The organism is Enterobacter cloacae complex sp. GF14B, assembly GCF_004136805.1.
GTDB lineage: Bacteria > Pseudomonadota > Gammaproteobacteria > Enterobacterales > Enterobacteriaceae > Enterobacter > Enterobacter hormaechei_C.
The window spans coordinates 16,309-38,966 of sequence record NZ_QFRV01000004.1; the positions used below are offsets into that span (position 1 = coordinate 16,309).

The window sequence follows — 22,658 nt, forward strand, 5'->3', positions numbered from 1 at the left end:
CTTAGCATTCACGCAAGTAAGTGAGAGAGTCCTTATAGGCCTGAGCCGGATCGTCGGCACGCACCCGGCACTCGTACACGACGTAACCCTGATAATTATCGGCACGCAGCTGATCGAACAGGCTGGCGAAATCGAGGCTGCCGCTGCCCGGCTGATAGCGGTGGTTATCAGCAATGTGCACATGACCCAGCAGGTCGCGGTTCTGATGCAGCGCTTCCGTCAGGGAGTCTTCTTCAATATTCATGTGGTAGAAATCACCGATGATCTGCACGTGCTTCAGGCCGTTCTCTTCGATATAACGACGCGCGTCGGCCAGAGTGTTGATCATATGATCCTGATAGCGGTTCAGCGGCTCCAGGTAGACGGTAGTACCGGTGCGCGCTGCCACCTCATCCAGCCAGCGCAGGGAAGCGCTGACCGCTTTGCGATCGCCGTCCAGACTACGTGGCGAAGTCATTGGCGGCAGACGGAAGGTAAACATCCCCCAGGCAGCCGGAACGATAATCCCTTTTCCGCCCACTTCTGCCAGCGCTTCCAGAATGCGTTCAATCTGCTGTAGACCGTTCAGGCGGCGTTCTTCAATGAAATCCCCGATCCAGCCATCGTATCCGCCACAGGCCGTCGTGACCGGCAGGCCGGTGGCTTTGATAGCCGCTTTTACTTCGTCGAGGTTTTCCACCAGCAGTCGGCCATCAATTTCGTAGCCATCAAATCCCATCGCTTTGATGTATTCGAATTTTTCCATGATAGCGGTCGGGAAAAAGGCCTGGTTTTGTGTTGCGATTTTCATGATTGCTGTCCTTAGCTTAAAAAGTGACGCCCATTTTGATACTGAGTTCCGGGTGCTGATCGACATACTTCATATAGCTTTCCGGGCTGGTGGTGAAGGTGACGACCGGGTCGATCAGATCTTCGCAATTGAGATAACCGTTCATCAGCAATTCCCAGCAGGTCTCTTCAATACGCTTGCGGCTCCAGCGCGGATAATCCGGGTTGGGTTCACTGCATGCGCGGGAGAAGACAATTTTGGCGTTATTGAAGTGTGCTTCGCGACCAAGGTTGAAGCCTGCCGCAAACGGCTTGGCGAAAGCCACGTAGGAGATCGTTCCACCGTAGGCGAGACCGCGCAGCGCAGATTGCAGCGCATCTGCAAATCCGCTGGTTTCGATGATCACATCGGCGCCCTGCTTGCCGGTCAGTTTCTTAATTTCCAGACCGACATCGGTACCGATTGGGTTCAGGCAGTGGTCTGCACCGTGACGGCGGGCGATCTCACAGCGATGTTCGATAGGATCGACACCAATAACCACTGACGCGCCGGCTTTTTTCGCCAGCTGAATCGCAATCTGGCCAATCGCGCCCAGCCCCACAACCACGACGAAATCCCCTACGCGGACGTTAGCATCACGCACGCCGCTCATGGCGAACTGCGCCGGATCGTAGCAAACGGCGTTTTTCCAGGATGCGCCCTGCGGCATTTTGCGCAGCTTATAGTTGTTCACCGCGTTTACGATGACCGTTTCCTGCAACGGGCCGTAGCAGCAGACGCTGTCGCCGATCTGGTATTCCGTCACGTCCGCACCACATTCGATGATGTCGCCGACGATCATGTTCCCCAGCTGGAATTTACCAAATTCGATGCCGCGCGCTGCACCTTTTTCACGCGGGGTAAACATCTGCCACTCAGCGTTGAACTCTTCATCGATGAACGGGCTTGCCGCGCGGAAATCCACGACTTCGGTGCCGTGTTTCGGGGCACCATAACGGGCACGAATCTTCACCTCATGTGCTGCAACAGGACGATCTTCGTATTCCACCAGCGCCGCTACACGAGGCGCTGTCGCAACTAATTTTTTCATGACTGACTCCTTGTTAATATCGGCCGCCTCAGCCCTTCACGCCGCCGGCGGTCAAACCACTTTTAATGAAACGTTCAGACAGGGCATACATAATGACGACCGGAAGTGCCGTTACCAGCGATGCCGCCATCATGCGACCCCAGATGTAATCTGGCGTACTGAAGAGCGTGTTCAGCCCCACCGGCAACGTGAAGTTGCTGGCGCTGGACAGGAAAATGGAGGCGAACAGATAGTCATTCCACGCCACCATGAAGCAGTAGACAAAGACCGACACCAGACCCGAGATCGCCAGCGGCACGGTGATGCGGAAGATGATTTGCAGGCGGTTCAGGCCGTCCATCATCGCGGCTTCTTCGATTTCGTCCGGGATGGTGTCGAAATAGCTGCGCAGCATAAAGACCGCGGTAGGCAACGTCTGCGTCACCATGGTGATGATCAGCGCCAGTTCGGTGTCATAAATGCCGAGCGCGGTGATGATTTTGAACAGCGGCACCACCAGCAGGATCCCGGAGAACATATAGACGGTGTAGAAGCTCGCATTGATCGTCGTGCGTCCTTTAAAGCGCAGTTTGGATAACGCATACGCGCCCAGCGTGCCGAGAAACACCGCAATGACCGAGGAGGTCAGCGACACCACCATGCTGTTACGGAAGTAATCCACAAACGGGAAAATCAGCGGGTTAAAGATGTCGATGTAGTGCTGTAGCGTCCACTCCTGCGGCAGAATGGTCGGGTGCAGCGAGATCGCCTCTTTCGCGCTTTTGAATGACGTCATCAACATCACAAAAAACGGAAACAGCGTGATAATCAGGAATAGCGCCAGTCCCAGATAAAAACCGATACGGCCCAGAACGCGTTTATTTGTTGCCATTGAGGTTTACCCTTTTTCTGGTCAGCAGAATGACCGCGAAGATGATCACAAACAGCACAACGGAAATGGCGGCTGCTTTACCCAGGTCATTGAACGCAAAGGCGGTTTTGTAGAGATATACGCCCAGAATGTCGACCTTGGTGGTGAGCAGATACACATCCGCAAACATGTAGAACATCCAGATGGTTCGCAGCGTGACCACCGTGGCCAGCACCGGCATGATGGCGGGCAACGTCACGATACGAAAACGCTGCCAGGCATTCGCCCCGTCCATCTCTGCCGCTTCGTACAATGATTTATCAATGGTCTGCAAAATTGCGAGGAACGAGATAAAGGCGTACGGGAAGTAACGCCAGATGGCGAACAGCACAACCAGGACAAAACTACTGCCAGGATTATCGAACCACAGCGGCGCCTGATCGTAGAGATGCAGCAGATCAACGCCCAGGTAGTTCACAATCCCGTAGCCGTTGTTGAACATGTATTTCCAGGCAAATACTAGTGAAATAGACGGCGTCACGTAGGACAGAATCACCAGTGAACGTGCCGTTTTCCGCATGCGGAATTCACGGTTAAAGAAGATCGCTACGGCCAGTCCCAACCCGGTGCTGCCGAGCACGACCAGCGCCGTATACCAGAACGTCATCCACAGGGAGTGCCAGAACGCAGCATCGCCCAGAATGCGAATGTAGTTATCCAGGCCGACGAACACCGCATCAATACGCGGGTTCAGCGGTAAACGTAAAAAACTGATTTCAATGTTGGAAATCATTGGCCAGGCCACCAGGCCCCCCAGCAAAATCAGGCTGGGGGCCAACAGCAGCATGGCGAAAGGCATATCTGAACGACCAGAAAACAACGTCTTCATAATTCCCTTCGCAAAGCGCTCCTATCGTTGTGAGATCAGGTCAGTCAGTTTCTTCTGGCTGTTGCTTAACGTCGCATTGAGATCTTTTTGTCCCACCGTTACGTTATGCACCATGGAACTGATAATGCCGGACCCGGTAACATCTCCCATGCGGGTAAAATTTTTGTCGCCTACGGCGCCAAATACCTGGACGTTCGGGAACTGCGCAATCAGCTCGTAAGGCAGTTGACCAAAGGCTTTGATCACGTCGTTGTTTTTCCAGCTCTCAGTGCCCACCACGAGTTTGTTCACCGGCAGCGCCGCACCAGGGGACATCATCACCCAGTCAGACGCGTTTTGAGCCTGCTCCATCCAGGTCACAAATTTTTCTGCCGCCTGCGTTTCCTCTTCGGTCTGGCCGGTCGTGATAGTCAACGAGGTGATCATGCCGTACACGGCTGATGATTTTTCCGTCGGGACCACGAACCCCAGGTTGGCCGGATTGCCATCTTTGTAGACCGCGGGCAGGATATAGGTGGAATAAACGGCCATCGGCGCAGAGCCGTTCATGAAGGCGTCTTTGATCTCCATAACATCATTCGAGCCCGGCATGGTGTTCGCGGCCAGTGCCCGATAAAACGCCAGCGCTTTCGACATTTCAGGGGTATCGATTTTCACGTTGCCGTTTGCATCAAAGACGTTGGCTCCGCCTGACAACGCAAACTGCGAGAAAGCCTGCTCGGTCATAACGCTTTCTGCGGTTGGCAGCGCGATACCGTAATGTTTTTTCGCCGGATCGTTGAGCGCCTGACTGGCCTTCAGCAGTTGCTCCCAGTTGTGCGGTTCTTCGATTCCTGCTGCCGCGAGCGCATCTTTGTGATACCAGACGCCGGACAGCCAGGCGCTAACCGGCACCCACGTCCATGCCTTGCCGTCTTCAGTGCGAACAACGCGTAAAATGCCGTCATAAAAGGTATCTTCACCGACGGCTTTAATCGCGTTGCCGATCGCGTCACGGTCCAGCAGTTGCTCTTTATCCATGACTTTGGCGTAGTCATGGCTGACTTCAATCACTTCCGGCAGCGCGCCGGTACGGGCCAACGTAATGACCTTGGTGTTATAGGCATCTTCCTCAACGGGTACCTGTTTCACCGTAATAGTCGGGTTCTCTTTCTCGAATTTTTCGATCAGTTTCGTAATAACTGCCTGACGCTCCTGTTCTACCGACGAGTGCATAAACTCAATGGTGACCTGAGATGCTTTATCGTCCTTACAGCCTGATAACAGGGCGCACGAAACCAGTGCTGATAACAGCACAATTTTGGGCATTTTCATTTTAGGGTCCTTTTTAGTTTTCTTTAATCCACATTACCTGCCATGGATTGAGGTTCAGTTCCGTACCGCTAATATCGTGTCCTGATAGTAATTCCCTACCAAAGAGCGTTTGTCCATAAATGGTCTGCATTTTATTGCTAAAATTAAATAATGCTGTCATTCGCTCGCCATTTTCAGCAACACGAACAATTTTAAGAATATGTTCGCCGATTGCGTCAAAAATAGCCTGGCTATCCGGATGGAACGCACTCTCGCCGCGACGAATAGCAATAAGCTCACTCAAACGAGAATAAATTTTATAACGAATACTCTTCTTATTATTGAGTTCCAGATCAACCTGACCTGCGGTGTATTTCTTCCTGTTTATTGCGCGGTTATATCCAAGACGTTCGACACCTTCATAATCGTTACGCGAACCGAGAATGCTTTGAATATATACAGCCGGTACGCCAGGAAAACTTAACAACACAGCATGCGCCAGGATGAACCGTGCAATGCGCTCATCATCTGAGCTGTCTCGCAAACTCAACGCATCAAGATAGGTGACATTAATTTCATAGGGGCTTCGCGTACCGTCAGGATTATTTTTCCAGTTGACCAGCGCGCCTTCCTGCTGAAGCTTTTCAACCAGCGAGAGGATCTCTGATTCCGGAAGGATGCCGCGTAACGGGTTCAAACCGATACCATCATGCGAGGCCAGGAAATTAAACCAGGTGGTATGAGTTGAAGGCAGCGCCAGTGACCCCGCCCACTGGCATAGGGCTTTAACATCCTGACGATGAACAGCATGCAGCACCAGCGGAGGTAAGGAAAACTGATAGACCATCTGGGCTTCATTTTCACCATCACCGAAGTAAGAGACATTGTCTTTGTGGGGAACATTTGTCTCAGTGATGATCACCGTTCCAGGCGCCACAGCGTCCGTAATGGCGCGGAACAGCTGGATAAGGCAATGGGTTTGTTCCAGATGGATACAGGTGGTTCCCGGGATCTTCCACATAAACCCGACCGCATCCAGACGGATATAACGCGCCCCTTCCATGAGGTAATGGAGCAGAACGTCAACCATGGCAATCAGCACCTGCGGCGAGGCGAAATTGAGATCGATCTGGTCATCGCTGAATGTGGTCCACAGATGACGAACGCTGCCATCATGAAGCGTGAACGGCGTCAGCAGCGGTAATGCGCGTGGACGCGTCACCGCGGATAAATCGGTTTCGGGGTCGACAGAAATAAAGAAATCTTCGTAGCCCGGCTTCTGCGCAAGATAATTAGCAAACCATTCGCTTTTCGCTGACATATGATTGCAAACGAAGTCAAACATTAAGCTGGCTGAATGTTTTAATTCCGCGACATCTCGCCAGGTTCCTGTTTCAGGAGCAATCTCGTGATAATCAATAACGGAAAATCCATCATCCGAAGACCACGGATAAAAAGGTAACAGATGGACATGGGAAAACGTACGAGAAAGCCATTCATTATAGAACCGGGTAAATACCGGCAACGCTTGCTCCCCTTTTGTGGAGAACTGATCGGCATAGGTAATCAGCACAACGTCTTTTTCATCCCAGCCTGACTTACGCTTTTCCGTAATATTAGCCGCCGCTTTTTCAAGCTTAGTTAATAACACGTTAAGGTGTGCATCTGAAAATGATTCACCGTAGATATGATTGATGAGTTTTTTAATTTTTGCGTTCACATTATTTTCCATGGTAGCGGTCCCACGGAGTGGCAATCTACTCCCATGAAAAATAACTGTCAACGGACCCGGGGGCAGAAAGCAGCATTCTCAGCGCAGCGCAACGCATTATTGTGAGCTGCCGCAAAGAAAGCAGAAAAGCAGAAGAAACGCAGAAAGTAAAGTCATGCCCCTTCTCTGGGGGAGAAAGGGCTTATGCGGGAGGATCTAGCGTGACAAGTAGCGCCGGGAAACGCGTTTTGCCAGTTTCTGTAACAGCGGCTCCAGAGCGACCGCCAGCATCATTCTGACCGGCTTGCGGGCAACAGACTTGATCGCCCAACCCGCCACACCGGCCGGGCCATAACGTAACGCCGTCATCAGAACCAGTTTACCTGCGATTTTCAGGCCGGGTTTTACCTTCTGACCGGCCTGTTGCCAGTTTTGTTTCATGTAAGTTCTCTCTTAAAGCTGACGAAAACGACTTCTCAGCGTAAAGGTATCGGAGGTGACATAACGTTCCATCTCGCGCAATCGCTTCTCCCCTGCGCTCAGCTGTTCATCCACCGCGTTCAGGAGATCGCTGCTGGTTGGCGTGTTCTCAGCATTCAGCTCACCTTCCGGCATAGGATCGAGTACAAACGACAGAATGATGTATGCCACCAGTGTAATAAAGGCCAGACCGAAGAAAATCGACAATACGGTGACCACACGCACCAGTTTTACCGGGACATCCAGATAGTGCGCCAGCCCGGCGCAAACGCCCCGAACCATGCCCTGCTGTGGGATCCGCCACAGTTTTTTATTCAGATTCAGTCCAGCCATTACCGTTCCCTCCAGTTTGGGTGTTCCGCGTCCAGGATGGCTTCCAGCGCCTGAATACGTTCGCGCATTTTATTTGCCTCGGCAGAGAGCTGCGCCAGCCGCTGTTGTTCACTCTGCGACAGCTCACCGCGTGAAGAGCGGTTGCTGTAGTGCAGCCATAACCAGATGGGCAGAACAAACAGCACGAAAATGGTCAGGGGTATAGCCAGAAAAAGCGCGCTCATGTGTACTCCTTGTCTAACGATGCGGCACGCTCAGGTGCCGCAGGAATTATTATTGGTTGTCTTGTTTCATTTTGGCTTTCAGCGCAGCCAGTTGCTCGCTAATTTCATCATCGGCCTTCAGGTCAGCAAACTGCTGATCCAGGGTTTTCTGCTTACCGATGCTGTGGCTTTCGGCTTCCGCTTCCATGTGGTCGATACGACGTTCAAACGATTCGAAACGCGCCATTGCTTCATCCAGTTTGCCGCTGTCCAGCTGGCGACGCACGTCGCGGGACGAGCTTGCAGCCTGGTGGCGCAGCGCCAGCGCCTGTTGACGTGCACGGGTTTCGCTGAGTTTGTTTTCAAGCTCACCAATCTCTTTCTTCATACGCGTCAGAGTATCATCCACCAGCGTCACTTCATGTTCCAGCGTGGCAACCATGTCGGTCAGCTTCTGCTTCTCAATCAGCGCAGCGCGGGCCAGATCTTCTTTATCTTTACGCAGCGCCAGTTCCGCTTTTTCCTGCCACTCGTTAAGCTGGGCAGTCGCCTGCTCGATACGACGTGTTAACTGCTTTTTCTCTGCCAGCGCGCGGGCGGAGGTGGAGCGTACTTCAACCAGCGTGTCTTCCATCTCCTGAATCATCAGGCGCACCAGCTTCTGCGGATCTTCCGCTTTCTCCAGCAGCGAGTTGATGTTGGCGTTCACGATGTCGGCAAAACGAGAAAAAATACCCATAATTCAATCCTCATAGTTCTGTTATCGGGCGATGCCCTGCTGAACAGATAATACAAATCCCATGCCAACTTTTTATCTTATTGATTTTACTCAATGTGATTGATATTTATCCATCCAGCGGCTATTCTCACCTGGTGAATATCACTAAGGAGTGGTTAATTTCATCATGGCTGACTATAAGGATAATTTGCTTGGCGAAGCCAACAGCTTCCTGGAAGTGCTTGAACAGGTTTCGCGCCTCGCGCCGCTGAATAAACCGGTGCTGATTATCGGTGAGCGCGGAACGGGTAAAGAACTTATCGCTAACCGCCTGCACTTTCTGTCTGGCCGCTGGGACGGCCCTTTTATTTCCCTTAACTGCGCGGCGTTGAATGAAAATCTGCTCGACACCGAGCTGTTTGGTCATGAAGCTGGCGCCTTTACCGGCGCACAAAAACGCCATCCCGGACGCTTTGAGCGCGCCGATGGCGGAACGCTCTTTCTCGACGAGCTGGCGACCGCGCCGATGCTGGTGCAGGAAAAGCTGCTGCGCGTCATTGAGTATGGCGAACTGGAACGCGTTGGCGGCAGTCAGCCGCTCCAGGTTAACGTTCGCCTGGTGTGCGCTACTAACGCCGACCTGCCCGCGATGGTGGCAGAAGACAAATTCCGCGCCGACCTGCTGGACAGGCTGGCTTTCGATGTCGTTCAGCTGCCGCCGCTGCGGGAGCGGCGCAGCGATATCATGCTGCTAGCCGATCAATTTGCCATTCAGATGTGCCGGGAACTGGGTCTGCCGCTCTTTCCGGGCTTCAGCGAACGGGCCACCGGGACCCTGCTCGGTTACCACTGGCCGGGCAATATTCGTGAACTGAAAAACGTGGTGGAACGGTCCGTTTACCGGCATGGCAGCAGCGAGACCGAACTGGACAACATTATTCTCGATCCGTTTCGTCGCGAGGATAAACAGCCCCCGGCTCCGGCGACGCGCCAGCAGGATCCGGCGTTGCCGCTCGATTTACGCCAGTTCCAGCATCAGCAGGAACAAAACTTGCTCGAGCAGAGCCTGAAAGAGGCGAAATATAATCAGAAACGGGCGGCTGAACTGCTGGGCCTGACCTACCATCAGTTAAGGGCATTGCTCAAAAAACATCAAATGCGCTGACATTATCAGCACTTACCCCCAGACATTTTTACGAAGCAGGCGTAAGTGCGATACACTTTGCAGATCGAATCTAAAAACCTTAAAAACTATGCGCCTGGTTTTATCGTCCCTGTTTGCACTCGGTCTGTTCAGCAATCTGGCCTTTGCTGCGCCCGATCGCGCTGTGCCCCCTGATATCCGAGAGAGTGGTTTCGTCTATTGCGTCAGCGGGCAAGTTGATACCTTTAACCCACAAAAAGCGGGGAGCGGCCTGATTGTTGATACGCTGGCCGCACAGCTCTACGATCGCCTGCTCGACGTCGATCCTTATACCTATCGGCTGGTTCCGGAGCTTGCTGAAAGTTGGGAAGTGCTTGATAACGGTGCTACATACCGCTTTCGTCTACGCGATGATGTCGCCTTTCAGCACTCCCCGTGGTTTACGCCAACCCGTAAACTCAACGCGGATGACGTGGTTTTCACCTTCCAGCGCATATTCAACCGAAATCATCCGTGGCATAACGTTAATGGCGGGAACTTCCCCTATTTCGACAGTCTGCAATTCGCGGACTCGGTCAAAAGCGTTCGTAAGCTGGATAACCGCACGGTTGAGTTTCGCCTGACTCGCCCGGACGCCTCCTTCCTCTGGCATCTGGCGACGCACTACGCCTCGGTCATGTCAGCCGAATACGCAGATCAGCTGACGAAAAAGGATCGTCAGGAACGTCTCGATCGTGAGCCTGTGGGCACAGGTCCGTTCCAGTTAGCAGAGTACCGCGCCGGACAATACATTCGCCTGCAACGCCACGATCGTTTCTGGCGCGGCAAACCGCTGATGCCGCAGGTAATTGTCGATCTGGGTTCAGGTGGAACAGGCCGACTCTCCAAACTGCTGACCGGCGAGTGCGACGTGCTTGCCTGGCCTGCGGCCAGCCAGTTGACCATTTTGCGCGACGACCCACGCCTGCGCCTGACCCTGCGCCCGGGAATGAACATCGCTTATCTGGCGTTTAACACCGATAAGCCGCCGCTGAATAATCCGGCCGTGCGCCATGCGCTGGCGTTAGCGATCAACAATCAGCGTCTGATGCAGTCGATTTACTACGGGACCGCGGAAACCGCCGCCTCTATTCTTCCGCGCGCCTCCTGGGCCTATGACGGCGAGGCGAAGATTACCGAATATAATCCGGCGAAAGCGCGCGAACAGCTTAAAGCGCTGGGGGCAGAAAACCTGACGCTACAGCTGTGGGTGCCCACCAGCTCTCAGGCGTGGAACCCCAGCCCGCTTAAAACGGCTGAGCTGTTGCAGGCTGATATGGCGCAGGTGGGCGTTAAGGTGATCATCGTGCCTGTCGAAGGCCGTTTCCAGGAGGCGCGTCTGATGGACATGAATCACGACTTAACGCTGGCTGGCTGGTCCACCGACAGTAACGACCCGGACAGCTTCTTCCGTCCTCTGCTGAGCTGTGCGGCAATCAACTCCCAGACCAACTACGCCCACTGGTGTAACCGGGAATTTGATGCCGTGCTGCAAAAAGCGTTGGCGTCTCAACAGCTTGCCTCACGCATTGAGGCCTATGATGAAGCGCAAAATATTCTGGCCAGAGAACTTCCCGTGTTGCCGCTTGCCTCTTCCCTGCGCCTCCAGGCCTACCGTTACGATATTAAAGGGCTGGTACTCAGCCCGTTTGGTAACGCCTCCTTCGCGGGCGTCACCCGTGAGAAAGAACAAGAGGTGAAGAAACCATGATTATATTTACCTTGCGTCGGCTGCTGTTACTGCTGGTCACCCTGTTCTTCCTGACCTTTGTCGGCTTTAGCCTGAGCTACTTTACGCCGCACGCCCCGCTTCAGGGCTCCTCCCTCTGGGACGCCTGGCTGTTCTGGTTTAATGGCCTGCTACACTGGGATTTTGGCGTGTCCAGCATTAACGGACAGCTCATCTCCGAGCAGCTGAAAGTGGTTTTCCCGGCCACCATGGAGCTGTGTGTACTCGCCTTTGGCTTTGCCCTCATGGTGGGGATCCCGGTGGGGATGCTGGCGGGCATTTATCGTAATAAGTGGCAGGATAAATTCATCAGCGCGCTTGCCTTAATTGGCTTTTCCATCCCTGTTTTCTGGCTGGCGCTGCTGCTTACCCTCTTCTTCTCACTGACGTTAGGCTGGCTGCCGGTATCTGGCCGTTTTGATCTGCTGTATAACGTGCAAACGGTGAGCGGCTTCGCCATCGTTGACGCCTGGCTTTCTGATTCAGTGTGGCGCGACGAAATGATCGTGAGCGCGCTGCGCCACATGGTGCTGCCGGTGCTCACGCTGGCCGTCGCGCCGACGACCGAAGTAATTCGCCTGATGCGTATCAGCACTATCGACGTCTTCGATCAAAACTATGTGAAGGCCGCCGCCACGCGCGGACTGTCTCGCCTGACGATTCTCCGTCGCCATGTGCTGCACAATGCGTTGCCACCCGTAATCCCACGTCTTGGGCTGCAATTTTCAACCATGCTGACGCTGGCGATGATCACCGAGATGGTTTTCAGCTGGCCGGGCCTTGGACGCTGGATGATCAACGCCATTCGCCAGCAGGATTACGCGGCGATCTCTGCCGGCGTGATGGTGATTGGCTCCCTGGTCATTATTGTTAACGTTGTTTCCGATATTTTGGGTGCCATGGCCAACCCATTGAAGCATAAGGAATGGTATGCCTTACGATAACGTCTACAGCGAAAAGCGCACGCCCGGTGCGCTACGTACCGTGTGGCGTAATTTTTATGGCGACACCACGGCGATGATCGGCTTTTACGGCTGCATTGGCCTCGTGTTGCTGTGCGTTTTGGGTTCGTGGTTTGCACCGTATGGCATCGATCAGCAGTTCCTTGGTTATCAGCTTTTACCGCCGTCGTGGTCGCGTTACGGGGAGGTTTCGTTCTTCCTGGGGACTGACGATCTCGGACGCGACGTGCTAAGTCGTTTACTGAGCGGCGCCGCACCTACGGTAGGCGGCGCGTTCGTGGTCACCCTGGCTGCCGCGATCTGCGGCCTGGCGCTGGGCATTTTTGCCGGCTCAACCCACGGGCTGCGGTCGGCCGTGCTTAACCATATTCTTGATACCCTGCTCTCTATTCCTTCACTGCTGCTGGCGATTATCGTCGTGGCCTTCGCGGGGCCGCACCTCACCCATGCGATGTTCGCCGTCTGGCTGGCCATTCTGCCGCGCATGGTGCGTTCGGTTTACAGCCTGGTTCACGACGAGCTGGAAAAAGAGTATGTCGTCGCCGCCCGTCTGGATGGCGCCACCACGTTTAATATTTTGTGGTTTGCCGTGCTGCCTAACATTGCCGCCGGGCTGGTGACGGAGATCACCCGCGCCCTGTCGATGGCGATTCTGGATATCGCAGCGCTGGGCTTCCTGGACCTTGGCGCGCAGCTTCCCTCCCCGGAATGGGGCGCCATGCTCGGCGATGCGCTGGAGCTGATTTACGTTGCGCCGTGGACGGTCATGCTGCCGGGCGCGGCCATCATGGTGAGCGTGCTGCTCGTTAACCTGCTGGGCGACGGGATCCGCCGCGCAATCAATGCGGGGGTGCAATAATGCCGTTACTCGATATCCGCAACCTCACGATAGAAATTAAAACGGGCGAAGGCTGGGTCAAGGCCGTGGATCGCATCAGCATTACGCTCGCAGAGGGCGAAATCCGCGGGCTGGTGGGCGAATCGGGTTCGGGGAAAAGTCTGATCGCCAAGGCCATTTGCGGCGTGGCGAAAGACAACTGGCGGGTGACCGCCGATCGTATGCGCTTCGACGACATCGATCTGTTGCGTCTCTCCCCGCGCGAACGCCGCAAACTGGTGGGCCATAACGTCTCGATGATTTTCCAGGAGCCGCAATCCTGTCTCGATCCGTCCGAGCGCGTCGGGAAACAGCTGATGCAGAACATCCCCGGCTGGACCTATAAAGGCCGCTGGTGGCAGCGTTTCGGCTGGCGTAAACGTCGTGCCATTGAGCTGTTGCACCGTGTCGGGATCAAAGACCATAAAGACGCGATGCGCAGTTTCCCCTACGAACTGACCGACGGTGAATGCCAGAAAGTGATGATTGCCATCGCCCTGGCGAATCAGCCGCGTCTGCTGATTGCGGACGAACCAACGAACGCGATGGAGCCAACCACCCAGGCCCAGATTTTCCGCCTGCTCACGCGTCTGAACCAGAATAACAACACCACCATTTTGCTGATCAGTCACGACCTGCAAATGCTGAGCAAGTGGGCGGATAAAATTGATGTAATGTATTGCGGCCAGACGGTAGAAACCGCGCCAAGTGAAGACCTGGTGACGACGCCACATCATCCCTACACGCAGGCGCTGATCAGGGCGATCCCGGACTTTGGCAGCGCGATGCCGCACAAAAGCCGTCTGAATACGCTGCCTGGCGCGATACCGCTGCTGGAATCGCTGCCCATTGGCTGCCGTCTGGGACCGCGTTGCCCGTATGCTCAGCGTAAATGCATTGAAACACCGCGCCTGACAGGGCCGAAAAACCATCTGTTTGCCTGTCATTTCCCGCTGAACATGGAGAGAGAGTGAAATGGTCGAAACCTTACTGGAAGTACGTAACCTGAGTAAGACCTTTCGCTATCGCACCGGCCTGTTTCACCGTCAGACCGTCGAGGCGGTTAAACCGCTGAGCTTTACGCTGCGCGAAAAGCAGACGCTGGCGATTATCGGTGAAAACGGCTCGGGCAAATCGACCCTGGCAAAAATGCTCGCGGGCATGGTCGAGCCAAGCGGCGGTGAAATACTGATTGACGATCATCCTCTGGAATTTGGGGATTATTCTTTTCGCAGTCAGCGCATCCGGATGATTTTTCAGGATCCGTCGACGTCCCTGAACCCGCGCCAGCGTATTTCCCAGATCCTGGATTTCCCGCTGCGGTTGAATACCGACCTGGAGCCGGAAGCGCGTCGCAAACGGATTGTCGAAACCCTGCGTCTGGTAGGCCTCCTGCCCGACCATGTCAGCTATTACCCGCACATGCTGGCCCCGGGCCAAAAACAGCGTCTCGGTCTGGCCCGCGCGCTGATCCTGCGCCCGAAAGTTATTATCGCCGACGAAGCGCTGGCGTCGCTGGATATGTCGATGCGTTCGCAGCTCATTAACCTGATGCTGGAGTTACAGGAAAAGCAGGGGATCTCGTATATTTACGTGACTCAGCACCTGGGCATGATGAAACACATCAGCGACCAGGTGCTGGTGATGCACCAGGGAGAAGTGGTCGAGCGCGGCAGTACCGCTGACGTACTGGCCTCCCCGCTCCATGACCTGACAAAACGCCTGATTGCCGGACACTTTGGTGAAGCATTGACGGCGGACGCGTGGCGTAAAGATCGTTAGCCGTTGCGTAACCCGCTTGCCAGCAGAGTAAACACCTCTATAGCATGCGGAAGGGTCTTCTGCGGTTCATCACTCGCAGCAATCAGCAGAGCCGCATTCAGCGCAGCGCCGTTCAGCAGATGGGCTGCGACTCTGGCATCCATCTTTTTGATTACGTTGCACTCCATCATTTTTTCGATGGTCTGACGGGTCGACTCAAGGCAGTTGTTCTGGCTGGGCCATTGCGCCGGGTCACCCAGAACAGCCGGGCCGTCAAGAAGGACGATACGCTGAACTTCCGGAACGAGCGCCATTTTGATATAGGCGATGCCCTCCGCCAGCAGTCGCTCCCAGTCATCATCGGCGGCGGCGGCAATCGCTTTCGCGTTTGCTGCCATTTCGCTGTCTATCTGCGCGACCACCGCCGCCAGTAATCCCTTCTTGTCGTTGAAATTATGATATAGCGCGCCGCGTGTTAACCCCACGCTTGCCGTGAGTTCATCCATTGACGCTGCGGCATAGCCTTTTTCAGCAAATGCCTTCCGCGCCGCCTGAATCATTTTCTCGCGATTTTCCTGGGCCGTTTCAGCACGACGTTTTGTAGCCATGGGACTTCCTTCATTAAGCGGTAATTATAATTTGACATACGCGGCGTATGTGGATTACATTTTTGACATACATCGCGTATGTTACTTCTACTGCGTAAGCACAACAATACCTCTGACAGAAAAGGAAAAGCCATGCATCCACGTGACCCCGTCTTTCCGGCTAATCGACATGCCCTCTATGAAGAGCATGGCTATTCAGCAGCAATCCGCTCTGGCGATCTGTTATTTGTTTCCGGTCAGGTTGGCAGCCGCAGCGATGGCACACCTGAACCCGACTTCCCCGCTCAGGTGCAGCTGGCGTTCGATAATTTACGGGCGACTCTGGCAGCCGCAGGGTGTACTTTTGACGATCTGATTGATGTCACGACATTTCATATCGATCCTGAAAACCAGTTCCCCGCCATCATGGAGGCGAAAAAACTGGCGTTTCCGCACCCCCCTTACCCAAACTGGACAGCAATAGGCGTTAACTGGCTTGCGGGTTTTGATTTCGAAATTAAGGTTATCGCCAGGATCCCTACGCCCGCGAATTAACATCTGGCAGCAAACTGATTTACCGTTAAGCTATCACTGACGCACAAATGAAAGACAGCATCAGCAACTATATTCTCTCCTGGGTAGAAGAAAATAACTTTACTATTTTACACATTGGTGATTTGGTTGCAGGTATTGGATACAGCAGAAGAACCATCGAAACATGGTTTAAAGAGAAGTATCGGCTCTCTTTAGGTGAATATATTCTCCGACGGAGGTTAAGCCGTGCCGCCATTATGCTGAGAATGACGTCGATTCCGGTGACGGATATTGCGTATTTATTCCATTACCAGAGCAGTCAGGGATTTTCCAGAGCCTTTAAAAAAATGATGGGGCTGACACCCTCTGAGTACAGATGTGCCAGAGGGTGGAATTTTGACATCTTACAGCCCTCTTTTTTATTAAGCGAACATGAAACGCCTGAGCTCGAGGTCTGCTATCTGGATGAAACGTTTATCTATACGCATGAAATTATCGAACACGATCATCTTTTTGATACCTCAGTGCATGATATTACTAAAAAAATCAAAAAGCTCCTGACAGAAAACCGCCATGATATCGATAAAATTATTCTGATGCCCCGCCGCCCCGAGTTAGGCAAAAGCCGATCGTATCTGGTCGAGGTATTAATATCGTACGCGTTACAAAGCGACACGGTGACAAATAAAAAATCCTGCATTGTGCGTGGGAGATACGCAAGAATGCCCTTTAGCGGTAGCTGGGAAATCTACAGCGCGTTTAACAAGATTGCCTTCGTTAAGGCGATGGTAAACCAACGCCTGACGTTGCGCGACGGTATTTTCCTGATGAAAATTAATGCGTACAGCGACGAGTCTGTCGATTTTGATGTTTTCATCCCCATCCTGTAACCTCAGCTTCATTCAGCCTGTCTGGTAACAATTCTGTTTTTACCGTTGTGCTTAGCCTCATACAACGCCTCGTCCACGTCACGCATAATATCATTGCCGTTGACGTTATTCTGAATGGCTGAGCACACGCCGATACTTAATGTGACCTTTACAGGGAGAGCATAATGATAGCCCGGCCCGGTGCGCTGTTGAACGTTCTGGCGAATACGCTCTGCGACGGCAATAGCCTGCTTACCGTCGGTATCCGGCAGCAGCAGACCAAATTCCTCGCCTCCCAGTCGGGCAAAGATGTCGTTATCGCGAATGCTGTCTTTGATAATATCCACGACCGCCAGAATCACGCGATCCCCCACAAGATGCCCCCAGTTATCGTTAATCGACTTAAAGTTGTCGATGTCCAGCATCATAATGCTGGTCCCCTTTTCTGTCCTGAGCGAGCGGACCCGCGGAAGTGCCTCATAAAAATATTTACGGTTGTAGATCTGAGTAAGCGGATCGCGATCAACCCGATCGCCGAAAATTTTCAACAGGTTAAAGACATGGAATATTAAGGTACAAATCACAAATAATTTGCTGAGGACCTCTACTGCCCGGCTGATATACCAGAGCGACAGATTGTAGGTATCAAGCAGTAAGAGGAAAAAATTGTAAACGATGGCGGAAAGGCAAACCACAATAATACTGTTCCAGATCCCGGACGCCAGGCGTGTCACAGAGATCATATAACAAAGTAAAGCCGACCAGAGCAGGATCAGAACGTTTACGTACCTGATATCCCAGACAGGATAATGATGTTCATCTTCGTATGCTGCAATCGTTAATGTCCAGGCCGGATGGTAGCTGCTGAGATAATGGGCCAGCATCGGAAACATAACCAGTGTCATCATTAATGCTAACGTCATGCTGATCTTATTTCGGAATCTGAGCGTGGATCGTATCGTGATTTTTTCCACACGGACCGCCAGCGCCAGTAATACGATAAAGCTCAGCTGCCGAAAAAAATAGAATACCGCCGTATCGTTGGTTTTTGCCGCCTGGGTAAAACCAGCATGCTCCGGAAGCTGAATGACAATGATCGTCTCAATGAAATAAACCAGCCCACTAAGAAATGCCAGGCTCAGAATGAATAAGGAAAAACGCGATCGGTCGGAGGCATACAGCATCTGGATAAAAATAAAGATAATGGTATCCAGAAAGAACAGCGCAATCATGACGATCAAATAGGTGGTCATAGGCACCCTGAAACCAGGATTATCATTCACGCAAAAGGAGTTCACCGCGATCATAAGCGCAAAAAGCGCCGCACCTGACAGCATGATCAGTTTTTCGGCCAACGTTATATTTTTCATCTTCCTTCTTACCGCACACAGATAAAGACTCAAAATGGCATAGCCGTTATCGACCCTCGCGCAATTTTAAAGCGTTTAAAGGGCTAAACGGATCATTTTGCGCAAAAGGCGCTGGACACATCAGCATGAGGGCGGCGTCACGGTGCCCGCTGGTTGGATGAGGCGAACCCCGCGTGCGGTGATATACTGCTGGGATACACACGAAACGGCCTGATGAAGAGTCAGTTCAACCTCTTCCGTGAGCCCATTCACGGCGCAGGAGCGAGAAATATCGTGACACATGGGGCTGTGAGTGGGCTATAATTTCGAGCTAATTTCGAATGATTTTGAAATACTGCCTGTAACGCTATGAATTACAAGGCAAAATAAGCAATGAATATAAGGATTAAAGCTATGGGTTTTCTTTCCGGTAAGCGCATTCTGGTGACTGGCGTTGCCAGCAAACTGTCCATCGCATACGGCATCGCACAGGCAATGCATCGCGAAGGCGCTGAGCTGGCGTTCACCTACCAGAACGACAAGCTGAAAGGCCGTGTTGAAGAATTTGCCGCGCAGCTGGGTTCCAGCATTGTTCTGGAATGTGACGTTGCACAAGACGAAAGCATTGATGGCATGTTTGCTGAACTGGCAAAAGCATGGCCGAAATTCGACGGTTTTGTTCACTCCATCGGCTTCGCTCCTGGCGACCAGCTGGACGGCGACTATGTGAACGCGGTTACCCGTGATGGCTTCAAAATCGCCCACGACATCAGCTCCTACAGCTTCGTTGCAATGGCAAAATCCTGCCGCGCGATGCTGAACCCGGGCGCAGCCCTGCTGACCCTGTCCTACCTCGGCGCAGAACGTGCTATCCCTAACTACAACGTTATGGGTCTGGCGAAAGCGTCTCTGGAAGCCAACGTGCGCTACATGGCGAACGCAATGGGTCCTGAAGGCGTGCGTGTTAACGCTATTTCTGCGGGTCCAATCCGTACCCTGGCCGCTTCCGGTATCAAAGATTTCCGTAAAATGCTGGCACACTGCGAAGCGGTTACCCCGATTCGTCGTACCGTTACCATCGAAGATGTGGGTAACTCTGCGGCATTCCTGTGCTCTGACCTTTCCGCAGGTATCTCCGGCGAAGTGGTTCACGTTGACGGCGGCTTCAACATCGCTGCAATGAACGAGCTGGAAATCAAATAAGCTTGTCACTCTCTTCCCGCCAGGGAAGAGAGTTTCTCACCGCCCCGCTCCTCGTTATTCCGTTCTGCTATTTGTTATCACCTAACAATATTTTTCCCCTCATCCGCCTTACGCCAGGATATTGATCGCCATTTTGAGATCAAGGAACGCCCATGGAACAACGCCGTTTTTCCGGCAAAGGCCACTGGTATCATGAAACCCAGTCGAATCATTCGCAGACGGACGTTCTGCCGCTGGTGCCCGAAGCCGCTAACGTCGACGACCGTTTTTTGCTCGATTTAGCCCTGCCCGATGACATTCTCGCAAGCTGTGCTGGTTGGCTTGCGCCTGCCCGAACCCTGTGTCATCTTTTGTTCCCGCTTGATACTCCCGTGAGCCGTCTGCATACGCTCAGCGCCTACGACAGGCTGAGCACGGCATTAACGGTTGCCCAGGCGTGTGGTGTTCAGCGGCTCTGTAACCACTACGCTGCCCTGCTCGCCCCTCTTCCGGGGCCGGACTCCTCCCGGGAAAGCAATCGACGCCTTGCAGAAATTACCCAGTATGCCCGCCAGTTAGCAAGCTCACCCGATGTGATCGATGACAAAGCCCAAAACCAGCTTGATGAGGTTGGACTCACAACGTATGACATTGTGCTTATCAACCAGATCATCGGCTTTGTCGGTTTTCAGGCGCGAGTGGTCGCGGTATTTCAGGCATTGCTTGGCCATCCGGTACGCTGGTTGCCCGGGCACCACATTCAGCCCCATACGCTGCCGGTTAGCTTCAGCAGATGGACCGCCACGCTACCTGCGGTAGAGCTAAAATATGCCAGTGCGCTTCAGCTTGAGGCGCTCTCACGCTGGCAGGCGGAACCGGCGCTTGAAGCGCTCACCCCTGTGCTGTGTCATGAGCCGATGCTGCTTAATCTGACGGGCGAAATTCTGCTTAACCATCCGCTAAGTGAAGGCCCCGCGTCTTCGATGATCTCAGCCGCTCGTGCGCTGCTCGTCGCCTCTCCGGATCGCTTTAGCGCCGCCCAGTTAACGCCCCTGACCGGGTCAGGTCTCTCGCCAGAGAAGGCCATCAATCTGCTAACCCGAGATGCATTTTATGGCTGGCTGGACCGTCTGCGTGTGGCGCTCGGCAAAGAGGAATAACCATACTCTTTACCTAAAGAGCGCTTGCTGTAGCAGTGAGATTCGCGTAAAACTGTCAGCCGCTCAATGGCTACGAAAATAGAACATTATGTTTCAGGACAACCCGCTGCTAGCGCAGCTTAAACAGCAACTGCATTCCCAGACGCCGCGTGCAGAAGGGGTCGTAAAAGCCACGGAAAAGGGCTTTGGCTTTCTTGAAGTTGATGGGCAGAAGAGCTACTTCATTCCGCCTCCTCAGATGAAGAAAGTGATGCATGGCGACCGTATTTCGGCCGTTATTCATACCGAAAAGGAACGAGAGTCTGCCGAGCCGGAAGCACTGATCGAACCTTTCCTGACCCGCTTTGTCGGGAAAGTGCATAAAAAAGACGATCGTCTTTCCGTCGTGCCGGACCATCCTCTCCTGAAAGATGCTATTCCGTGCCGCGCCGCGCGTGGCGTTGAGCATGATTTTGTTGAGGGTGACTGGGCGGTTGCTGAGATGCGCCGTCATCCTTTAAAAGGCGATCGCGGTTTCTACGCCGAGCTTACCCAATACATTACCTTCGGCGACGACCATTTCGTCCCATGGTGGGTGACGCTGGCGCGCCACAATCTCGAAAAAGAAGCGCCTGATGGCGTGGCGACTGAAATGCAGGACGAAGGTCTGGAACGTCGCGATCTGACGGCGCTGGACTTTGTCACCATTGACAGCGCCAGCACCGAGGATATGGACGATGCGCTGTATGCCGAAGAGACAGTCGATGGCAAACTGCATCTGACCGTCGCCATCGCCGACCCTACCGCATGGATTGTCGAAGGCAGCAGGCTGGACGAGATGGCCAAAGTGCGCTCGTTCACCAACTACCTGCCGGGCTTTAACATTCCGATGTTGCCGCGTGAACTTTCCGACGATCTTTGTTCGCTGCGTGCGCATGAAGTACGTCCGGTGCTGGCATGTCGGATGACCATTGCGGCTGACGGTACCATTGAAGAAGATATTGAATTCTTCGCCGCCACCATCGAATCCAAAGCCAAGCTGGCCTATGACGACGTGTCCGACTGGCTGGAGAACACGGGCAACTGGAAACCCGAGTCGGACAACATTGCCGCACAAATTCGTCTGTTGCACCGCGTCTGCCTGAGCCGCAGCGAATGGCGTCAAACTCACGCGCTGGTCTTCAAAGATCGTCCGGACTACCGTTTTGTGCTGGGTGAAAAAGGTGAAGTGCTGAATATCGTCGCTGAGCCGCGCCGTATTGCCAACCGCATCGTTGAAGAAGCGATGATTTCCGCCAACATTTGTGCTGCACGCGTGCTGCGCGACAAATTAGGCTTTGGCATTTACAACGTGCACACCGGGTTTGATCCGGCGAACACCGAAGCGCTGGCTGCCCTGCTGAAAACCCATGACGTACACGTCGATCCTGAGGAAGTGCTGACCCTGCAAGGTTTCTGCAAACTGCGCCGCGAGCTGGACGCACAGCCGTCAGGGTTCCTCGACAGCCGTATTCGCCGCTTCCAGTCCTTTGCGGAAATCAGCACCGAGCCTGGCCCGCACTTCGGCCTTGGCCTTGAGGCTTATGCGACCTGGACCTCCCCGATCCGTAAGTACGGCGACATGGTTAACCATCGTCTGCTGAAAGCGATCATCAAAGGGGAATCTGTTGCCCGCCCACAGGATGGTACGACATTGCAGATGGCAGAACGTCGCCGTCTCAACCGTATGGCGGAGCGTGATGTCGGCGACTGGTTGTACGCGCGCTTCCTGAATGATAAGGCAGGGACTGATACCCGTTTCCCGGCTGAAATCATTGACATCAGCCGCGGCGGTATGCGCGTTCGCCTGGTGGATAATGGCGCCGTTGCCTTTATTCCTGCCCCGTTCCTGCATGCCGTCCGCGACGAACTGGTTTGTAGCCAGGAAAACGGGACCGTGCAAATTAAAGGCGAAACGGTTTACAAGGTCACTGACGTGATTGATGTCACCATCGCTGAAGTGCGCATGGAAACCCGCAGTATTATCGCGCGCCCTGTCGCCTGATAACCGCGTAAACTTCCGGCCGTTCCGTTAAGGGGTGGCCGGGAGTTCTCTCCTGAATTATCTCCCGCAAAATCATCGTTTTTTCTCACACTTTTCTGTTTCCCAA

The 22,658-nt window shown here is 53.6% G+C and carries 23 protein-coding genes; 11 read left to right on the forward strand and 12 right to left on the reverse strand.

The annotated features are described in order from the left end of the window. Position 1: 1 nt before the first annotated feature. From DD606_RS02245 to pspA, 10 genes are all read right to left on the reverse strand, one after another. On the reverse strand, positions 2 to 790 hold the full coding sequence (locus tag DD606_RS02245) for a sugar phosphate isomerase/epimerase (protein ID WP_003856868.1): 789 nt from the start codon (positions 788 to 790) through the stop codon (positions 2 to 4). Positions 791 to 806: 16 nt separating this feature from the next. Then, the gene (locus tag DD606_RS02250) at positions 807 to 1,859 is read right to left on the reverse strand and encodes a zinc-binding alcohol dehydrogenase (protein WP_003856866.1); all 1,053 of its coding nucleotides are present in this window, start codon (positions 1,857 to 1,859) and stop codon (positions 807 to 809) included. Positions 1,860 to 1,887: 28 nt separating this feature from the next. After that, positions 1,888 to 2,730 (reverse strand): carbohydrate ABC transporter permease, encoded by an 843-nt coding sequence (locus DD606_RS02255; RefSeq protein WP_015570402.1) that lies wholly within the window; start codon positions 2,728 to 2,730, stop codon positions 1,888 to 1,890. After that, the gene (locus DD606_RS02260; RefSeq protein ID WP_003856862.1) at positions 2,717 to 3,598 is read right to left on the reverse strand and encodes a carbohydrate ABC transporter permease; all 882 of its coding nucleotides are present in this window, start codon (positions 3,596 to 3,598) and stop codon (positions 2,717 to 2,719) included. Before DD606_RS02260 ends, DD606_RS02255 begins: the two co-directional genes overlap by 14 nt. 21 nt (positions 3,599 to 3,619) lie before the next feature. Beyond that, positions 3,620 to 4,912, reverse strand: coding sequence for an ABC transporter substrate-binding protein (locus DD606_RS02265; RefSeq protein ID WP_129258135.1), 1,293 nt, complete (start codon positions 4,910 to 4,912; stop codon positions 3,620 to 3,622). Positions 4,913 to 4,925: 13 nt separating this feature from the next. Next, entirely contained in the window at positions 4,926 to 6,623 is a 1,698-nt protein-coding gene (locus DD606_RS02270; RefSeq protein WP_129258137.1) for a sugar phosphorylase, read from the reverse strand. A gap of 195 nt (positions 6,624 to 6,818) precedes the next feature. Next, positions 6,819 to 7,043, reverse strand: coding sequence for a phage shock protein PspD (gene pspD / locus DD606_RS02275; RefSeq protein ID WP_003856857.1), 225 nt, complete (start codon positions 7,041 to 7,043; stop codon positions 6,819 to 6,821). A 12-nt stretch (positions 7,044 to 7,055) separates the two neighbouring features. Beyond that, positions 7,056 to 7,415, reverse strand: a complete 360-nt coding sequence (gene pspC / locus DD606_RS02280; RefSeq protein WP_003856855.1) for an envelope stress response membrane protein PspC — start codon at positions 7,413 to 7,415, stop codon at positions 7,056 to 7,058. Further along, on the reverse strand, positions 7,415 to 7,639 hold the full coding sequence (gene pspB, locus DD606_RS02285; protein WP_003856853.1) for an envelope stress response membrane protein PspB: 225 nt from the start codon (positions 7,637 to 7,639) through the stop codon (positions 7,415 to 7,417). Before pspB ends, pspC begins: the two co-directional genes overlap by 1 nt. A gap of 49 nt (positions 7,640 to 7,688) precedes the next feature. After that, positions 7,689 to 8,357, reverse strand: a complete 669-nt coding sequence (gene pspA / locus DD606_RS02290) for a phage shock protein PspA (RefSeq protein WP_022651342.1) — start codon at positions 8,355 to 8,357, stop codon at positions 7,689 to 7,691. Positions 8,358 to 8,508: 151 nt separating this feature from the next. Between pspA and pspF the strand changes: the two genes are divergently transcribed. From pspF to sapF, 6 genes are all read left to right on the forward strand, one after another. Then, positions 8,509 to 9,501: a phage shock protein operon transcriptional activator gene (gene pspF / locus DD606_RS02295; RefSeq protein WP_170970035.1), complete on the forward strand. Its 993-nt coding sequence runs from the start codon at positions 8,509 to 8,511 to the stop codon at positions 9,499 to 9,501. 88 nt (positions 9,502 to 9,589) lie between these two features. Beyond that, positions 9,590 to 11,230, forward strand: coding sequence for an ABC transporter substrate-binding protein SapA (gene sapA / locus DD606_RS02300; protein WP_129258141.1), 1,641 nt, complete (start codon positions 9,590 to 9,592; stop codon positions 11,228 to 11,230). After that, positions 11,227 to 12,192, forward strand: coding sequence for a putrescine export ABC transporter permease SapB (gene sapB / locus DD606_RS02305; protein WP_003856845.1), 966 nt, complete (start codon positions 11,227 to 11,229; stop codon positions 12,190 to 12,192). The genes sapA and sapB overlap by 4 nt, the downstream gene beginning before the upstream one ends. After that, complete coding sequence (gene sapC / locus DD606_RS02310) at positions 12,179 to 13,069, forward strand: putrescine export ABC transporter permease SapC (RefSeq protein ID WP_003856843.1); 891 nt, start codon at positions 12,179 to 12,181, stop codon at positions 13,067 to 13,069. Before sapB ends, sapC begins: the two co-directional genes overlap by 14 nt. Next, positions 13,069 to 14,061 carry a putrescine export ABC transporter ATP-binding protein SapD gene (gene sapD, locus DD606_RS02315; RefSeq protein ID WP_003856840.1) on the forward strand — a complete coding sequence of 331 codons (993 nt, stop codon included), beginning with the start codon at positions 13,069 to 13,071 and terminating at the stop codon, positions 14,059 to 14,061. The genes sapC and sapD overlap by 1 nt, the downstream gene beginning before the upstream one ends. Position 14,062: 1 nt before the next feature. Continuing rightward, entirely contained in the window at positions 14,063 to 14,869 is an 807-nt protein-coding gene (gene sapF, locus DD606_RS02320) for a putrescine export ABC transporter ATP-binding protein SapF (protein ID WP_003856838.1), read from the forward strand. Here the strand turns inward: sapF and DD606_RS02325 are convergent. Then, positions 14,866 to 15,456, reverse strand: a complete 591-nt coding sequence (locus DD606_RS02325) for a TetR/AcrR family transcriptional regulator (protein ID WP_003856836.1) — start codon at positions 15,454 to 15,456, stop codon at positions 14,866 to 14,868. The genes sapF and DD606_RS02325 overlap by 4 nt on opposite strands. Before the next feature lie 132 nt (positions 15,457 to 15,588). On the opposite strand from DD606_RS02325, the gene DD606_RS02330 reads away from it, so the two are divergent. Together DD606_RS02330 and DD606_RS02335 are read left to right on the forward strand one after the other, a co-directional pair. Further along, the gene (locus DD606_RS02330; protein ID WP_129258143.1) at positions 15,589 to 15,990 is read left to right on the forward strand and encodes a RidA family protein; all 402 of its coding nucleotides are present in this window, start codon (positions 15,589 to 15,591) and stop codon (positions 15,988 to 15,990) included. 47 nt (positions 15,991 to 16,037) lie between these two features. After that, entirely contained in the window at positions 16,038 to 16,859 is an 822-nt protein-coding gene (locus DD606_RS02335) for a helix-turn-helix transcriptional regulator (protein ID WP_126542489.1), read from the forward strand. An 8-nt stretch (positions 16,860 to 16,867) separates the two neighbouring features. On the opposite strand, the gene DD606_RS02340 is transcribed toward DD606_RS02335, so the two are convergent. Continuing rightward, complete coding sequence (locus DD606_RS02340; RefSeq protein ID WP_045336490.1) at positions 16,868 to 18,208, reverse strand: GGDEF domain-containing protein; 1,341 nt, start codon at positions 18,206 to 18,208, stop codon at positions 16,868 to 16,870. Positions 18,209 to 18,601: 393 nt separating this feature from the next. On the opposite strand from DD606_RS02340, the gene fabI reads away from it, so the two are divergent. The 3 genes from fabI to DD606_RS02355 all read left to right on the forward strand — a co-directional run bounded on the left by fabI (position 18,602) and on the right by DD606_RS02355 (position 22,552). Then, the gene (gene fabI / locus DD606_RS02345) at positions 18,602 to 19,390 is read left to right on the forward strand and encodes an enoyl-ACP reductase FabI (protein ID WP_003856831.1); all 789 of its coding nucleotides are present in this window, start codon (positions 18,602 to 18,604) and stop codon (positions 19,388 to 19,390) included. A 152-nt stretch (positions 19,391 to 19,542) separates the two neighbouring features. Then, positions 19,543 to 20,529, forward strand: a complete 987-nt coding sequence (locus DD606_RS02350; protein ID WP_045333123.1) for an oxidoreductase — start codon at positions 19,543 to 19,545, stop codon at positions 20,527 to 20,529. An 88-nt stretch (positions 20,530 to 20,617) separates the two neighbouring features. Next, the gene (locus DD606_RS02355) at positions 20,618 to 22,552 is read left to right on the forward strand and encodes an exoribonuclease II (RefSeq protein WP_023324795.1); all 1,935 of its coding nucleotides are present in this window, start codon (positions 20,618 to 20,620) and stop codon (positions 22,550 to 22,552) included. Positions 22,553 to 22,658 lie beyond the last annotated feature (106 nt).

Excerpts from the sequence above, each read along its gene's own strand:
- DD606_RS02245 (WP_003856868.1), bottom strand. The coding sequence starts at position 790 with ATGAAAATCGCAACACAAAACCAGGCCTTTTTCCCGACCGCTATCATG.
- DD606_RS02250 (WP_003856866.1), bottom strand. The coding sequence starts at position 1,859 with ATGAAAAAATTAGTTGCGACAGCGCCTCGTGTAGCGGCGCTGGTGGAA.
- DD606_RS02255 (WP_015570402.1), bottom strand. The coding sequence starts at position 2,730 with ATGGCAACAAATAAACGCGTTCTGGGCCGTATCGGTTTTTATCTGGGA.
- DD606_RS02260 (WP_003856862.1), bottom strand. The coding sequence starts at position 3,598 with ATGAAGACGTTGTTTTCTGGTCGTTCAGATATGCCTTTCGCCATGCTG.
- DD606_RS02265 (WP_129258135.1), bottom strand. The coding sequence starts at position 4,912 with ATGAAAATGCCCAAAATTGTGCTGTTATCAGCACTGGTTTCGTGCGCC.
- DD606_RS02270 (WP_129258137.1), bottom strand. The coding sequence starts at position 6,623 with ATGGAAAATAATGTGAACGCAAAAATTAAAAAACTCATCAATCATATC.
- pspD (WP_003856857.1), bottom strand. The coding sequence starts at position 7,043 with ATGAAACAAAACTGGCAACAGGCCGGTCAGAAGGTAAAACCCGGCCTG.
- pspC (WP_003856855.1), bottom strand. The coding sequence starts at position 7,415 with ATGGCTGGACTGAATCTGAATAAAAAACTGTGGCGGATCCCACAGCAG.
- pspB (WP_003856853.1), bottom strand. The coding sequence starts at position 7,639 with ATGAGCGCGCTTTTTCTGGCTATACCCCTGACCATTTTCGTGCTGTTT.
- pspA (WP_022651342.1), bottom strand. The coding sequence starts at position 8,357 with ATGGGTATTTTTTCTCGTTTTGCCGACATCGTGAACGCCAACATCAAC.
- sapA (WP_129258141.1), top strand. The coding sequence starts at position 9,590 with ATGCGCCTGGTTTTATCGTCCCTGTTTGCACTCGGTCTGTTCAGCAAT.
- sapB (WP_003856845.1), top strand. The coding sequence starts at position 11,227 with ATGATTATATTTACCTTGCGTCGGCTGCTGTTACTGCTGGTCACCCTG.
- sapC (WP_003856843.1), top strand. The coding sequence starts at position 12,179 with ATGCCTTACGATAACGTCTACAGCGAAAAGCGCACGCCCGGTGCGCTA.
- sapD (WP_003856840.1), top strand. The coding sequence starts at position 13,069 with ATGCCGTTACTCGATATCCGCAACCTCACGATAGAAATTAAAACGGGC.
- sapF (WP_003856838.1), top strand. The coding sequence starts at position 14,063 with ATGGTCGAAACCTTACTGGAAGTACGTAACCTGAGTAAGACCTTTCGC.
- DD606_RS02325 (WP_003856836.1), bottom strand. The coding sequence starts at position 15,456 with ATGGCTACAAAACGTCGTGCTGAAACGGCCCAGGAAAATCGCGAGAAA.
- DD606_RS02330 (WP_129258143.1), top strand. The coding sequence starts at position 15,589 with ATGCATCCACGTGACCCCGTCTTTCCGGCTAATCGACATGCCCTCTAT.
- DD606_RS02335 (WP_126542489.1), top strand. The coding sequence starts at position 16,038 with ATGAAAGACAGCATCAGCAACTATATTCTCTCCTGGGTAGAAGAAAAT.
- DD606_RS02340 (WP_045336490.1), bottom strand. The coding sequence starts at position 18,208 with ATGAAAAATATAACGTTGGCCGAAAAACTGATCATGCTGTCAGGTGCG.
- fabI (WP_003856831.1), top strand. The coding sequence starts at position 18,602 with ATGGGTTTTCTTTCCGGTAAGCGCATTCTGGTGACTGGCGTTGCCAGC.
- DD606_RS02350 (WP_045333123.1), top strand. The coding sequence starts at position 19,543 with ATGGAACAACGCCGTTTTTCCGGCAAAGGCCACTGGTATCATGAAACC.
- DD606_RS02355 (WP_023324795.1), top strand. The coding sequence starts at position 20,618 with ATGTTTCAGGACAACCCGCTGCTAGCGCAGCTTAAACAGCAACTGCAT.